The sequence below is a fragment of the Streptomyces sp. SID1328 genome (assembly GCF_009865595.1).
Lineage (GTDB): Bacteria > Actinomycetota > Actinomycetes > Streptomycetales > Streptomycetaceae > Streptomyces > Streptomyces griseoluteus.
The window spans coordinates 1-13,648 of record NZ_WWKH01000199.1; the positions used below are offsets into that span (position 1 = coordinate 1).

The following is a 13,648-nucleotide window of genomic DNA, read 5'->3' on the forward strand; positions in this document are numbered from 1 at the left end:
CGTGGAGCTGCGCTCCACGCTCACCCTCCTTGCTGCGCAAGGAGGGTGACGGTCCGTCCGCTGCGCTCCCGGACCGGCGGGACTTCGTCCCGCTACCAGGCTTCCGCTTCGCTCCAGCCTGGCCGGCGGGTCCGCTGCGCTCCCCCGCCTGACGGTTCTTCCGGCTGCGCCTCCAGAACCTTGGGGCCCGCTGACGCGGGCTGGCTGGCTACGAGGGGTAGACCTGTTCGGGAGGAGCCGTCATGCGGCTCCTAGCGTCGTCTTCTGAAGTAGCCGTGCTGGTACAGCTTGTAGATGATCGCTGGGGTTAGGACGAACCACACGGCCAGGAACGTCCATTTGAGCCACGGAGGCCCGTCCGGCCTGGCGCCCTGGGCCAGTTCTGCGGCGATCGCGCTGAATCGAGTCACGTCCCTCGGGTGCCCAGCCCACCGGTGGACACGCGGGCTCTGCACGGGAGTTGCGAGGGCAGGGGGTAGGTCTGGCGGGTGCCGCTCGTTCGTGTGGGTTCCAGTGCACCGCCTGCATCAGATTGAAGCAGCATGTACCGTTGGCGGAAACACGGAACACCCCTAGCCTCCACAGAATTCCGAGAGGAACGACCGTATATGAACGGTCCCAGCGAATCTACCGGACCTGAACCCGCGCTGAGCGGCGATTCTGTGCGCCGGGTTAAGCAGTACCAGACTGTGGGGCTGAACGTCCGGTTGAAGGTGTTCGCGCCTCTGGGGGCGCAGGGCGTGCCCCGCGAGCGAGGTGGACAACCTGGTGGCCGCGCTGGAGGTCTGGGCGGTCGCCGGGGCGCAGTGCCAGGGGGTGGAGCTGGGCGGCGCGGCATGGCGCCGGCCTCGCGGGGACCGCTGTTCTCGGACGGCTGGGATGACGGCGTGACGGCCGTGAGCGAGGCCCCGGTGGGCATCGGGGCGCGGCAGCCGGTTGGCCGGGGCCGCTGAACTGGCAGTACACATCGCGGACGTGAGGCAGCGTGAGCGGGCGGACCTGGTGCGGCTGGAGAGGTTCGTCCGGGCGGCTGTGCTGCCAGGTCCCCACCCGCACACCAGGGCGCGGCGTCGGGTGTTGGAGGGGCTGGGTGAGGCCGGCGGTCTGTGCACGGCGCGGACGGTGAACGGCGACGGGGACGTCGTCGTCTGCACGTTCGATGCCGGGCATTACGCCCCGGACGACAAGCCGCCGTTCAAGGACGGAAAGGCCGGGCGGCTGGCACGAGGCGGATGGGTCGATCTGGAATGATTTGGGCGGCCTGCATTCCGCACGCGGCCGTCTGAAAGACCACAGGAATTGACCGCTCGGGGAGGCGCGGAAATGTCAGCGATTCAGCTCAAGGAACACCAGGTCGATCAGCGCTCCGCGTTTCGCAGGTGGGTGGGATTCCCTGCAAGGTCATCTGTGCCCCCGCAAGGTGCCCGGGGCATGATCGTGTCAGCGACCGGCTCGGGCAAGACGATCACGGCCGCCGCGTGCGCACTGGAGAGCTTCGCGGGCGGCCGGATCCTCGTGACCGTGCCCACCCTGGACCTGCTCGCGCAGACCGTCCAGGCGTGGCGTCTGGTGGGCCACCGGGTCCCGATGGTCGCGGTGTGCTCGCTGGAGAACGACCCGGTGCTGAAGGAGCTGGGCGTGCGGACCACCACCAACCCGATCCAGCTCGCTCTGTGGGCCGGGAAGGGGCCGGTCGTCGTGTTCGCCACGTACGCCTCTCTGGTGGACCGCGAGGACATCGACGCACCCGAGGGCCAGGGACGCGTTCGCGGGCCGCTGGAGGCCGCTCTGGCGGGCGGAGAGCGGCTCTACGGCCAGCGCATGGCGGGCTTCGACCTCGCGATCGTGGATGAGGCGCACGGCACCGCCGGTGATCTTGGTCGTCCGTGGGCGGCGATCCACGACAACCAGCGGATCCCGGCGGACTTCCGGCTCTACCTGACCGCAACCCCGCGCATCCTCGCCGCGCCCCGCCCGCAGAAGGGCGCGGAGGGCCAGGAGGCGGAGATCGCGACCATGGCCGACGACCCGGAGGGCACGTACGGCGCGTGGCTCGCCGAACTCGGACTCTCGGAGGCCATCGAGCGGGAGATCCTCGCCGGGTTCGTGATCGACGTCCTGGAGATCCGCGACCCCTCCCCCGTCCTCGGGGAGTCCGAGGAAGCCCGGCGCGGCCGGCGTCTGGCGCTGTTGCAGACCGCGCTCCTGGAGCACGCCGCCGCGTACAACCTGCGTACGGTCATGACGTTTCACCAGAAGGTGGAGGAAGCCGCCGCGTTCGCGGAGAAGCTGCCGAAGACGGCTGCCGAGCTGTACGCGGGCGACGTCACGGACGAGGACCTGACCGCCGCCGACAAGCTCCCTGCGTCGTCGATCGACGCACGGTTCTACGAGCTGGAGGCAGGCCGCCACGACCCCCGGACCGGGTGTGGTCGGCGTGGCTGTGCGGCGACCACCTCGTCAGTGAACGGCGCGAAGTCCTGCGGCAGTTCGCCAACGGCATCGACGCCGCCGGGCGCCGGGTACATAGGGCGTTCCTCGCCAGCTGTCGCGTGCTCGGGGAAGGCGTGGACATCACCGGCGAACGGGGAGTCGAGGCCGTCTGCTTCGCCGACACCCGCGGCTCCCAGGTAGAGATCGTGCAGAACATCGGCCGCGCGCTCCGCCTCAACAAGCAGCAACGCACCCGCTGGAACACCCTCCACCCCCAACAGCAGGAGCTTCTCTCCGCCATCGGCATCCACCCGAATCCGTGACCTTCTCCGCCGACGGGCGGCGTGGCGACGATGCGGTCCGGCACGATATGCCGATGAGTGACGCGCGCTTCTTCAACGACGAGCCTTTCCTCGGCGACGAAGGGCCCGATCTGCTGGGACGTGAACAGTACGCACAGCACGCCGTGGAGCTGCTGGGACGTGTCCGCGCCCAGACGGAGACCGGCGTCCTGGCTTTGATCGGCCCCTGGGGTTCCGGCAAGTCGTCCGTCCTGGGCAAAGTGATACGCCTCCTGCAGCGCCAGGACGACCGCGAAGACTGGCTCCTCGCCGAGCTCAACCCATGGCTGTACTCCGACCTGGAGACGCTGACCGCGGCACTCTTCAGCGAGGTCCGAGCCGCCCTCCCCAAAGGAAGGCGCTGGTCAGAAGTCCGTAAAACGCTCGGAGGCTTCGGGCAGGCCATCAGCCCCTTGGGCAAGCTCACCGCGCTGGCCGGCCTCGACTCAGAAGGCCTGATCAAGGCTTTCAGCGACCGCATCACCGGCGACACCAGCGCCTCGGCCGCCAAACGAAAGGCCGAAGAGGCCCTGCGGCGGGCAGGGCAGCCCGTCCTGGTCGTCATGGACGATCTGGACCGCCTCACCCCCGACGAACTGCTCCTGGTCTTCAAGCTGGTGCGTCTGGTGGGCCATCTACCGAACGTCTACTACCTGATCAGCTTCGACGAGCAGACGCTGCTGGACGTCCTGCAACGCAGCGACCTCGTGGGAAACAGCGAGGCCAGGGCCCGAGAGTTCCTGGAAAAGATCATCCAAGTACGGCTCGACCTTCCCGCGTTCCGCGAACGCGACGCAGCCGCCATGAGCATCCGCGCGCTCAACGCCCTTCTGGACTCCCACGGCCTGTCCATGACGCCAGGCGAGGAACGGCGCTTCTCCGATGCCTACTTCCAGCACCTGCAAGAAAGGCTCCAGACGCCACGGGCAGTCAAACGCTACTTCGGGCAGGCCGACGCCACTCTCAGCTCTCTCGCCGGAAACGTGGACGTGGTCGACTTCCTCATCGTCACCTTCCTGCGCACCAATGAGCCCGGCGTCTACCGGCTCCTGGGACGGCACCGCGCCGAGTTGACCGGCACCAGCATCGACCCAGCACAGCGATACAGCACACAACAGCCCGGCGAACGAGCCGAACGCTGGCGCCACCGCCTGCGCGAAGCCGGCGTGGCCGAAGAGCACATCAAAGGCGTGCTCAACCTGCTGGCCCTGCTGTTCCCAACAGTCCAGAGGGACCTCGGCAACGGTGGCGACACGAAAGCCGCCGCTCAACGCCGCGGGATCGGCAGCGCCGACTACTTCGACCGGTACATGGTCTTCGGCATTCCCGACGACGACCTTCCCGAAGCCGCCTTCGACCAGGCCCTGGCCCAGCTGACCGCCGACGTCCCCGGCGAGGAAGCAGCCGAACTGCTGCTCCGCCTCCGTGACGACACCCACCGCATCACCCGCCGAATCGAGCAACGCCGCAGCACCGGCATCCGCCTCCCCGCCGCCGCGCTGCTCAAGGCCATGGCAGACAGCTACGGGCAGCTGACCGCCGAACCGGAAATGATGGGCCTGGTCAACAGCGGCATGAGCCTGCAGTTCCTGGCCCGGGACCTCCTCACCGACCTCCCACCAGAACAAAGAGCCCCGGTACTGGCCGCCATGGCCGCCACCCCCGACGGAGCGGTCCTGGCCACCCGGACCCTGCACCGCGTCACCAACCCGGACAACAACGACTCCGAGGAAGTACAGACCGCCGAAGAGTGGTCTCTTCAGGCCCGCGACGCCGTAACCGAGCAGATCGCCCAGCATCTCGTGCCCACCACGGGACGACCTGCTGAGGAACTCACCGAGTCCGACACCGACCTGATCTGGATGTGGCGCCACACCCACCCCGAAACCCTGCGCCCCTGGCTACGCCAACGCCTCAACAACGGATGGGAACCCCTCCCCCTCCTGGGCAAACTCCTCCACCCCACGTCACGCCCGCACCGCCTGATCGACGAGAGTGTCCTGGCCGGCCTCGACGCGATGTTCGGGCTCGACGACCTCTACACACGCCTGGCCCCCCTCCTCCAGAACGAGACCAGCAACAACCCCGCCGACGAACACCACGCCAACATCCTGCAAGCACTCCGCGAGCACCGACCCGCCACCGGCCAGACTCCACCCCCAGACTCCGGCACCACGGCATGACCCCGCGCCCGAAGACCTCGTGCGCGTTTCAAGTAGCGACCCAATCCATCTGCATGCCACCCAGACAAACTGCACAACCCCAGGCCAGGAACCTGAAAGACCCCGCCAAGCTACGCCCAGCGGCACCATCAGCACCAAAAACAACCCACTACAACTGAGAAACCCCAGCTCAGAACACGCACACTGCGCACAAAAAACGACCCACGACACGCGCGGCGCGGCTGGAGAAGCTGGGCATGGCCTGGTCGGCGGCCGACGCGCGGTTCCAGGAGAACCTGGCGGCGGCCCGCGTGTACTACCAGGAGCACTGGACGCTGTGTGCTCCCCGGTCGGCGGCCGCGCTCGACAAGCCGGTAGGGCAGTGGTTGAGCAATTTGCGTCGTCCGGGTGCGCTGGCTGAACACCCGGAGTGGGAGGCCGCGTTGGCGGCCGTGGATGAGGACTGGAACCCCGAGTGGCCGGCGGAGTGGCAGCGGCACTACGCGGCGCTGCGCGAGCTGGTGCGTGACGAGGAAGGCCCGGCGGAGGTCCTGCCCGGCTTCACCGTCCACGGCATGGACATCGGCAAGTGGCTGGCCCGGCAGCGCAAACCCGAAGTGTGGGCGGCCCTGGCCGACGGGCAGCGCGAACGCCTGGAGCAGCTCGGCATCGTGCCGCTGGCCCCGGAGCCGGAGGAGCCCGCAAAGCCGTCCACAGCGCCTCTGAGCGCCTTCGAGCGGGGCGTCGCAGCCCTGGCGCAGGACAAGACCCGCACGGGCTCCGTGACCGTCCCACGCGCTCACGTAGAGCGGCTCGAGGACGGGACGGAGGTCAAACTCGGGGTGTTTTTGAGTAACAGCAAGAGCAGGCGCGGGAAGCTCACGGCGGACAGGCTGGCCGCGCTCGCCAGCCTCGGGTTGGAGTGGGCGGCACACGACTGAATGTGATGATCAACCACTGCCTTGCTCGGGTATTGCCAGTGGTGCGCGCCAACCACTCACCCGCTTTTACTGAGATCCGTCAGAGCGGTCGGAGACAAGGTGGATGTTGGTGCCCTTGGCTGGGGTTCCATGATGCCCACCGTTCATGCATCATCAGTGCGGGGATTCGCTCAGCTGAAACCCGCGACAGCAGTGAGTGATCTCCGCAAGGCCCGCCCCACAGGGTGGGAACCGGCGAGGCTGCGGGGAGCAGCCAGGGGTAGCGGTCATTCCCTAACCAGGATGGTCCGTATGTCCAAATACAACGAGTACATAGGCTTTGAACAGCTCAAAGAGGCTGGCTTCGTCGCCCTTCCCGTCACGGCCGAGAGCTCGACCAAGGCGGATGAGCTGCACTTCAAGCGACTCCACATGGAGAGTGAGCTCAGCCTGGCCCAGATGGTCACCGATCTGGAATGTGCCGTGGAGTCGTTGAAGCCGCAGGATGACCTCGATCAGGTGAGCTTCCACCTGCACCGCACGGCCGGAATCATGGAAGGCATGGAGACGAAGCTGAATCTGCTCCGGCCCCCGTACTTCACGCCGGAGCGATTCGAGAAGTTCCGCGATCTTCTGTCTCCGGCATCCGGAGCACAGTCTCCCGGCTTCTCCGAAGTGCGGCGCTTCCTTGGCCTTGAGGATATGGAAAGCCCTGTATTCAAGGAATTCCGGAATGCCGTAGCTCGTTACGAAACGAACATCACTTCTGCTCTTCGCTCCCCCCTCAACCCCCTCCGTCCGGTCGCTCACGCGATGCTGAGGATGGCAACCGCCTACGAGAGTTGGGCCTGGAGTCACTACCAGAACACGCGTCTCGTGGTCGGAGGCACACCGAAAGGCACGGGTGGGACAGCCGGCGCGGCCTATCTGAAAGACCGGGTAGTCGCGCCGTTCCCTGGACTGTGGGAGGCCGTAGGCGTGAGCACTCCACCCCGCGAACCTCGCGAGTGACGGCACACGGGTAGGCCGCGCCCCGGCCTGCCCGCCACGGGCCCCGGGTGCTTCACTCCCCGGGGCCCGTGGCGGGTCCGGAGGTAGGTCAGATCTCCCCGGCCGCCGTGGCGGCAAGCCAGTCGGCGGCTTCGGTGTCGGTCATCAGCGGCACCTGATCGGGGTGGGCGTCGCCGTCCTGGACGACGTGGACGCGGCCCGGGAGCGGGCTGCTCTTGGGGGCGGGGTCGACTATCGGGGCGAGCTGCTGCCACATGCCGGCGCTGACCCGGGCGAGGATGACGGTTGAGAACTGCTCGCGGGCGCCGGGGATGAGGCGACCGCCGACGGTGGCGGGTCCGTCGTAGATGACGTGGATACGGGCCGCGCGCCCCTCGTACAGAGCGGCCTCGAGGGCGGCGATGGCCGGGGACCGCTTCGGGTCGTCCTTCTGCCGGAAGGTGTCCCAGTAGCGGGCGAGGTGCCGCAGGGGGGCGTCGGCCCGGTCGATCACGACCATCAGCCGCGGCACACCGTCGAGGTCGCCGTCGAGGGCGATGCGGCGTTCCAGCTCGGAGCCGAGGCCGACCAGGGCGTCGTGGATGCCGGCGACGTTGCCGCGGTGGGTGACCGCCGGCAGGTCCTTCGCCCACAGGTGGGCGATGCGGGTGTGGTCGAGGACCAGGGCGTGGGCGCCTTGGTTGAGGAACTGGGCGGTGAGGGTGCGCAGGATGGTCGTGCTGCCGCCGCCGGTGCCGCTGCAGACCAGGATGTGCGGGGCGGCGTCGATGTCGACGGCGATGGCCCCGGCCGTCGGTGCTGATGCCAATCAGTGCGGCGGAGTCGGGCAGCGCCTCCAGCTGCTCGCGCAGGCCGGGGATGGTGAGGCGCAGCAGCTTCGGGAGCGCGGTCGTGTTCGTCATCGTGGTGGTGTCCCTCTTCTGTGCTGTGCCTGGCGAACCGGGTGTTCACCAGGGCTGGGGGTGGTGTCGGCCGGACCGGACAGGTCCCGGTCTGCGGTCGCCGGGCAGGGCCGGGACGGTCAGTCGAGGTCAGTGGTCCCGGACGCGACGCGGGGCCGGTTGCGGGCCCACTTCTTGAGGTCGCCGACGCGGTAGAGGGGTTCGGCGCCGCGCTTGCCGACCGGCTTGGGGAAGGTCCGGTCGTTGGCGCGGGCATAGCGCAGGGCGGCGATGGTGATGTCCGGCAGGTGGCGTTCGTGGGCCTCCCGGAGGCCCACCGCCTGGTCGCCATCGACCCGGGCCGGGGCCGGCGGCGACGCCGCCGGGGTGGGGTCGCCCGGGCAGGCGGCCGGAGCCGGGACCGGATCGGGCGCAGCCGTGGTCGCCGTGTCCATCCGGCCTGGGCGTAGCAGTACGAGGCGGAGCTCCGCCGCCCGACTATTGCGCTACGCAAAAGCGAGGCTGAGAAGGCCTGCACCGAAGGCACGTGCGCGTCCGATGCCGGTGAGGATCACGGCATGTAGTGCTTCAGGGTCTGTGATCGTGGCGTCTCCTTCGAACACGGTGATTGCGTGCCGGTGCCTGGTACGGCCGGTGCCGCTCGGGCGGGTGACGTCGTTGGACGTATTGCTGTTCCGGACGATGGTGCGAACGTCCAGGCCGCTGCGGGCAGCGCGGACGTACCACCAGTCATCTGCGGCATTGCCGGACAGGACACGGCGAGCGGGGGGTAGCCGGTCCAGGCCCAATCGCTCCTGGGCCTTCTTCCGGTCCGTGAGGGTGCCGTACTGGACGACTGGGTTGGCGGCGATTCGGTACTGGACCGGCCGCCCGACGGTGAGCCGTTCCAGGAGGGGGCTGAGGTCCTTGGTGACGGTGTGGGCGTAGTTAGGGTCTATCCGGTTGGTGAGCGGTCGGGTGCCGGTCTGCACCAGGACGGTGATTCCGGTGTCGGTCTCCTCCACGCGATAGAGCAGCCGGCCTTGGGCGCGAGGCGTCTCGCCGAGGCCGTCAGGGAGTAGCCGCATCAGGGTGCGGTGCATGGCGTTGGCGTCACTGAGGTCCGTGAGGACGGCCCGGTTGCGGGTGTTGAGGCGGAGCTGGGTCAGCCAGGCTGTGTCAGTGGTGGGTGCCGTGGGAGTGGTCATGCGGTGGCCTCCAGTCCCTGGGCAGTGGCGAGGGCATTGATCCAGTCGGTGCCGAGGCCGGCGCAGAGGTCGGCGGGCAGGGTGAGGGTGGTGACGTACTCGGTGCGGACGTTCCAGCTGCGGTGGTAGTCGTCGAACGACTCCGGGTCGTCCTGCAGGTGGTGCCGTGCCGGGTGCCCGGTGGTGGGTGGCCGATCGTGGGCGACGTCGACGGTGACCGTGTTCGCGTCGGCGGGGCGGCGCCGGTGCAGCGGAAATGACGCCAGCGCGGCAGCGGCGTCGGCCAGGCCGGTGGCGATCAGCAAGGGGCCGGCCGGGGGACACGCCCGGCGCCCCAGGTACAGGGGCCAGCGAGGGGAGTGGAGCGCCGTGGTAAGAGCGTTGATCAGGGTGGGGTTGCCATCGACCGCGATGGTGAATGCGGCGTCGGCCAGGTAGTGGCGCTGCGTGACGACCGTTGCCTTGCCTTCGGCCTTGCGGTCACCGTTGGCGGAGGGCACGGACCGGTCTTTGGGCAGCCCGCCGCCCACGGTGTGGAAGTCCACCGTTCTTACGCCGGAGCGGTCGGTGCGGATCGTGAAGCGCAGGGTGCGCAGGTCGGACAGGTCCGCGTCGCGGTGGCGGCCCTGCGCGGCTGCGAGCATTCCGATCAACGCGGATCGGGTGGGCCGGGCGTGGGTATCGCGGTCGGTGAAGTTGCTGTGCTCTCCGAAGGACTGCAACGGTCCGGAGAGGTGCATCAAGATGCCGGGCAAAAAGGGCTCCTTCGAGGATGGACCCCCACGGGCGTGGGGATGGCCGCATCAAGTGGTCCGGGGTCGCGGGTTGTCAGCGGATCGGCTCCGCGTTGTGGGCCGGGGGTTCCCCTACTGGGGGGTGGTGTGGGCCTTGAACAGGGCGTCGACCGCGCCCTGGGACAGGGCCCTGTAGGAGTCGAGCTGGTGGCCTAGGCCGGTCAGCTGCTCGTCGTCGGCGATCGATGCGTGGCCGGAGAACGCGACGTTGTCGGCGCCCATCAGGCGGTTGATCGCCGTCGCGTACCGGTCGAGTGCGATCCGGGACGGGCGGGCCCAGCCGCCGCCCTGCTCGGCTGCCACCGGCTTCTCGAACGCTCCGGCGTAGTTGATCGGCTGGTCGGTGCGCACCGCCATGTGGACCAGGTCGGGGACGGTGTGCGGGGCGGTGACGTTCTTCTTGGCCTGGGGCAGGACGCGGATGAAGCCGGCCACGAACGCGTCGACGAGCGTACGGGCGGTGTCGGTGTCACCGTCGAGGCCGTCTTCGGCAAGCAGCTCGGGCAGGTCCAGGACGGCGTAGCGGTAGAACACTCCCGACATGAACTCGTGGTGGTTCATGTGTCCGCTGCCGGTCTCCTCGCTGTCGTGGGTGACATCGTCGACCGCCACGAAGAAGTCGGGCTGCCTGCGGGCGGTGTGCGTGGTGAAGCCGTGGGCCATCTGGCGGCTCGCGTCGACTCCGGCGCCGGGCAGTTCGGACAGCATCCGCCCGAACAGGGCGATCGATCCGTTGCGGCGACCGATCAGCTCCCGCACGCCAGCACCGAGGGTGCTGATCAGCTTTTTGTCGGTCTTGCCCTTGGCCACGGTCTCTTCGATGGCGTCCTGGTGCTCGATGCACAGGTCCGCGATCTGCGCGGCCGTCGCCGACGGCACGAACAGCAGGCTCTTCGTGCCGTTCTTGTCGAGCTTGAAGCCGGTCGCGTCCAGCACCAGCTGACCGGCGGCCGCGGCGAGCTCCTCGCTCCAGCCGCGCTCGCGCAGCTGCCCGGTGACCTGCTGGCCGATCCGCCGGGTGCGGACCGCGTGGATGCCGGTGGTGTCCTCGACGTAATCGCGCAGCGGCCGCCCGAGGGCCTGCGACGACAGTCTGATCCTGGTGGAGCCCCCGAAGGTCAGCGTTTTCGGTGCGCCGAGGTCGTCGCGGTTCAGGTTGGCGTACGGGATGGTCTGCACCGCGTGCAGGCACAGGAAAACCATGATCAGTTCTCGCTCTCGTTCTTGTCGCCGGTACCCGGTGTGCTGCCGGCGGTGAGGGCCTTGTAGTAGGAGCTGGACCAACGCAGCACCGTCGCGTCGCGCTGGCTGTCGCGCTCCCAGTCGGTCAGGTCGTGCAGCAGCACCGCCCAGTCCGGCCGACGGCCGCTCGTGCAGGCCAGCCGCATCACGCCGGGCAGTGTCGCGTGCAGCCCAGGCAGGTCCTCTCGCATCAGCGCGTGCAGGCGTGGCGCGCGAGGGCCTTCGGGGTTGTCGCTGCCGGTGGCGGCGTCGGCGTCCAGCCGCCCCAAAACTGCGCCGATACAGCCGGTTCGCAGCCGTTCCTGCCGTGTCCTGGGCCGCCCGGTGTCGTCGCCGTCCATCGTCTGGTCGTCGGTGTCCGCAGGATGTGGCCGGTCCTTCGCGGGGCGGGCTCTCGGCTCGTACTGGGCCACCAGGGCTGCCACCGTGTAGTGCGCCCACTCCAGATCCGGCGCCGGATCATCCGGCAGCCGGGCCGCCACATACCGGTGCGCGCGTACCGCCTCCACCGGAGTACGGCCCAGCGCCGACCGCAGCGCCTGCCCCGCCCCGGCGTCGCGGCGGCATGCTGCGGTAATCCGTTCCACGAACCGGTCCGCAGCAGCCAGCCGCCGCCCGCTGAACGTCGTATCCACCGGCGTACTCATGCTGCCTTCCCATCTGTCGCGGCCGTCGTCGCGACCGTGTCCTTCCTCGGCAGGGTGGAGGCGACCTTGCCCCGGTGACGGACCACGGCCCGCACCGTCCGCGGCTCGTGGCCGTCGGTGATCTCCCCGGTCAGCCGGTCGTAGACGCCGACCGCCAGCTGCCCGAACACTGCCACTGCCTTGTCCCAGGCCCGCTGCTCCAGCAGCAGCCAGAACGCCGACTCAGCCGCCGGCCAGTACGCGGCCAGCGCCCGCTCGCCCAGCGGCGACCGGTCCGCACGCTCCCCGCCGGCCGGAACCGCGGTCTCCTGCCACACCGAATCGACCGCCCACACCAGCCGGTCCGCACACAGCTCCGCACGCTCCCGCACCGCCGCGAGCCTGCCGGCGTTCGCTGTCTCCTCGTCACGGATCAGCCGCAGTACCGCAGGCGTCACCGCTCGGTACCAGCCCCGTTCACCACCGGCCCGCTCGCGGTCCTGCTCGAACCCGTACGCGGTCACCCCCACGTGATCCAGCACCGCTACGGGAGCGTCGTGAATCGCGTCCATGATCAGCGGCCTGCGCCTGGTGCTGCCCGGCGGCCGGTGCAGCAGCAGCCCGTCCAGGTCACGGAACACCGCCCGGCCGACTTTGGCCCGCTGCGGATACTGCTGGCCTTTGGACCCTTCCAGCCAGTTCAGGTACGGGTCCATCACCGGCGGCAGCGCGGCCGGCCACGCCCACGCCACATACACGTCCTGGGCCGCCTGCCGGTCCTCGGACGGCACCAGCAGCAGCGCATGCTGGGCGCGGCTGGTCAGCAGCGATACCGGCCCCGCCACTCCCGGCGGATGCCCGTCCGGGTCCGGCAGCTCATCCGCCTCCCACGGGGCGAGATCGCGGCCCACATCGGTCAGTTCGGTGTCGGGGATCCCCAGGATGATCGTCTCGTACAGGGTCCGGCCCGTCGGGTGATACGACACCAGCCCCCGCAGCGGCCCGACCGCCGCATGCCGCGCACTGTGCCCCGCTGTCGTCCGCGCCGGCCCCTGCGGGCCGCCCTGCCCCCACCACAGCCACGTCAGCAGATGCAGCACAGCGTCGGCCGCAGGCACCGGAACCGGCGCCCCGTCATGGAACGCACCGAACCACGCGGACGAAGACGCCGACGCCCTGCTGACCACCAGCTTGCCGATACCACTCGTCCGCCGGTCGACCTGCCCCGCCCGCCGCCCCGACTTCACCACGGCGTCCATCTGCGACGGCAGCCGCGGCTCCTGCATCCACGGCCGCACCGGATCGAACAAGGCGAACCGGCCCGCGTACCGGGCGAAGTACCCCTCCACCAGGCCCGGATCGAACCGGCCCTGCTCCAGCAGTTCGTACCGGTCCGGGCCGCTCATCTCCTCCAGCCCGGACACCCGCAGCCCCAACGCATACAGGAGGCGCAGCAGCGCGCACTCCGCCGGCGGCCAACCCACCGCCAGCGAGGCGATCCGGTGCGCATCAGCCAGAAGACCCCGCAACCCGTACACGGCGCGCGACCCGTCGACCATGGTCACCGGAACCCACGGATCGACCCCAACGTCCAGGCCATAGCACGGCGTTGGTGGCTCATCATGTGTCGTTGTCATCGAATCGCACGCTACAACCCCCCACTGACAACGCCTCCGAACAGGCAGGAAAGGCCCCGCTGCAGGCCCCACCGACGTGCGGAGCGGAGAGCCTCACCAGACGCAGTACGGGGAAGACACATCACCCATCCCGGCCCGGGAACAGCTCGGCAATCACGTACGGAGGACCACCGAAGGTACGGAGCACCCCCCACTCGTGGAGAAGATGTCGGCCCCGGGCAAGGGATCCTGAAACACGGCGAACCACCCCCCACGCCCGTGGGGAGGACATAGATCCCGTCGTCGGCGCCATGAAGCACTTCGAACCACCCCCACGCTCGTGGGGAAGACCTCCAGGCCGACGACGCGGGGACCGTGTTCAGCGAACCACCCCCACGCTCGTGGGGAAGACGC

At 69.1% G+C, this 13,648-nt stretch carries 10 protein-coding genes and 2 pseudogenes; 5 read left to right on the plus strand and 7 right to left on the minus strand.

Going from position 1 to position 13,648, the window contains the following annotated elements; genetic code table 11:
• Positions 1-975 precede the first annotated feature (975 nt).
• From GT030_RS05820 to GT030_RS05840, 5 genes and pseudogenes are all read left to right on the plus strand, one after another.
• Positions 976-1,251, plus strand: a complete 276-nt coding sequence (locus GT030_RS05820) for a hypothetical protein (RefSeq protein WP_237522222.1) — start codon at positions 976-978, stop codon at positions 1,249-1,251.
• A gap of 72 nt (positions 1,252-1,323) precedes the next feature.
• Positions 1,324-2,675, plus strand: a pseudogene (locus tag GT030_RS05825) (DEAD/DEAH box helicase family protein); the annotation flags it as partial.
• Positions 2,676-2,752: 77 nt separating this feature from the next.
• Complete coding sequence (locus GT030_RS37050; RefSeq protein ID WP_346009576.1) at positions 2,753-4,957, plus strand: P-loop NTPase fold protein; 2,205 nt, start codon at positions 2,753-2,755, stop codon at positions 4,955-4,957.
• A 209-nt stretch (positions 4,958-5,166) separates the two neighbouring features.
• Positions 5,167-5,877: pseudogene (locus GT030_RS05835) on the plus strand (helicase associated domain-containing protein); the annotation flags it as partial.
• A 291-nt stretch (positions 5,878-6,168) separates the two neighbouring features.
• Complete coding sequence (locus GT030_RS05840; RefSeq protein ID WP_161200152.1) at positions 6,169-6,867, plus strand: tryptophan 2,3-dioxygenase family protein; 699 nt, start codon at positions 6,169-6,171, stop codon at positions 6,865-6,867.
• An 88-nt stretch (positions 6,868-6,955) separates the two neighbouring features.
• Here the strand turns inward: GT030_RS05840 and GT030_RS05845 are convergent, their stop codons facing one another.
• The 7 genes from GT030_RS05845 to casA all read right to left on the minus strand — a co-directional run bounded on the left by GT030_RS05845 (position 6,956) and on the right by casA (position 13,255).
• Positions 6,956-7,675: a hypothetical protein gene (locus GT030_RS05845; RefSeq protein ID WP_161200153.1), complete on the minus strand. Its 720-nt coding sequence runs from the start codon at positions 7,673-7,675 to the stop codon at positions 6,956-6,958.
• Between the two features lie 213 nt (positions 7,676-7,888).
• Positions 7,889-8,203: a hypothetical protein gene (locus GT030_RS05850; RefSeq protein ID WP_161200154.1), complete on the minus strand. Its 315-nt coding sequence runs from the start codon at positions 8,201-8,203 to the stop codon at positions 7,889-7,891.
• 51 nt (positions 8,204-8,254) lie between these two features.
• Complete coding sequence (gene cas6e, locus GT030_RS05855; protein ID WP_161200155.1) at positions 8,255-8,956, minus strand: type I-E CRISPR-associated protein Cas6/Cse3/CasE; 702 nt, start codon at positions 8,954-8,956, stop codon at positions 8,255-8,257.
• A complete protein-coding gene (gene cas5e / locus GT030_RS05860) occupies positions 8,953-9,711 on the minus strand; it encodes a type I-E CRISPR-associated protein Cas5/CasD (protein ID WP_161200156.1) in 759 nt (252 codons plus the stop codon). The genes cas6e and cas5e overlap by 4 nt, the downstream gene beginning before the upstream one ends.
• Positions 9,712-9,822: 111 nt before the next feature.
• A complete protein-coding gene (gene cas7e, locus GT030_RS05865) occupies positions 9,823-10,953 on the minus strand; it encodes a type I-E CRISPR-associated protein Cas7/Cse4/CasC (RefSeq protein ID WP_161200157.1) in 1,131 nt (376 codons plus the stop codon).
• Positions 10,954-10,955: 2 nt separating this feature from the next.
• Positions 10,956-11,639 carry a type I-E CRISPR-associated protein Cse2/CasB gene (casB, locus tag GT030_RS05870; protein WP_161200158.1) on the minus strand — a complete coding sequence of 228 codons (684 nt, stop codon included), beginning with the start codon at positions 11,637-11,639 and terminating at the stop codon, positions 10,956-10,958.
• A complete protein-coding gene (gene casA, locus GT030_RS05875) occupies positions 11,636-13,255 on the minus strand; it encodes a type I-E CRISPR-associated protein Cse1/CasA (RefSeq protein WP_272920660.1) in 1,620 nt (539 codons plus the stop codon). The genes casB and casA overlap by 4 nt, the downstream gene beginning before the upstream one ends.
• Positions 13,256-13,648 lie beyond the last annotated feature (393 nt).

Bases quoted from the DNA above. Each gene is read 5' to 3' on its own strand.
- GT030_RS05840 (WP_161200152.1), top strand. From the start codon at position 6,169: ATGTCCAAATACAACGAGTACATAGGCTTTGAACAGCTCAAAGAGGCT.
- GT030_RS05850 (WP_161200154.1), bottom strand. From the start codon at position 8,203: ATGGACACGGCGACCACGGCTGCGCCCGATCCGGTCCCGGCTCCGGCC.
- cas6e (WP_161200155.1), bottom strand. From the start codon at position 8,956: ATGACCACTCCCACGGCACCCACCACTGACACAGCCTGGCTGACCCAG.
- cas7e (WP_161200157.1), bottom strand. From the start codon at position 10,953: ATGGTTTTCCTGTGCCTGCACGCGGTGCAGACCATCCCGTACGCCAAC.
- casB (WP_161200158.1), bottom strand. From the start codon at position 11,639: ATGAGTACGCCGGTGGATACGACGTTCAGCGGGCGGCGGCTGGCTGCT.
- casA (WP_272920660.1), bottom strand. From the start codon at position 13,255: ATGACAACGACACATGATGAGCCACCAACGCCGTGCTATGGCCTGGAC.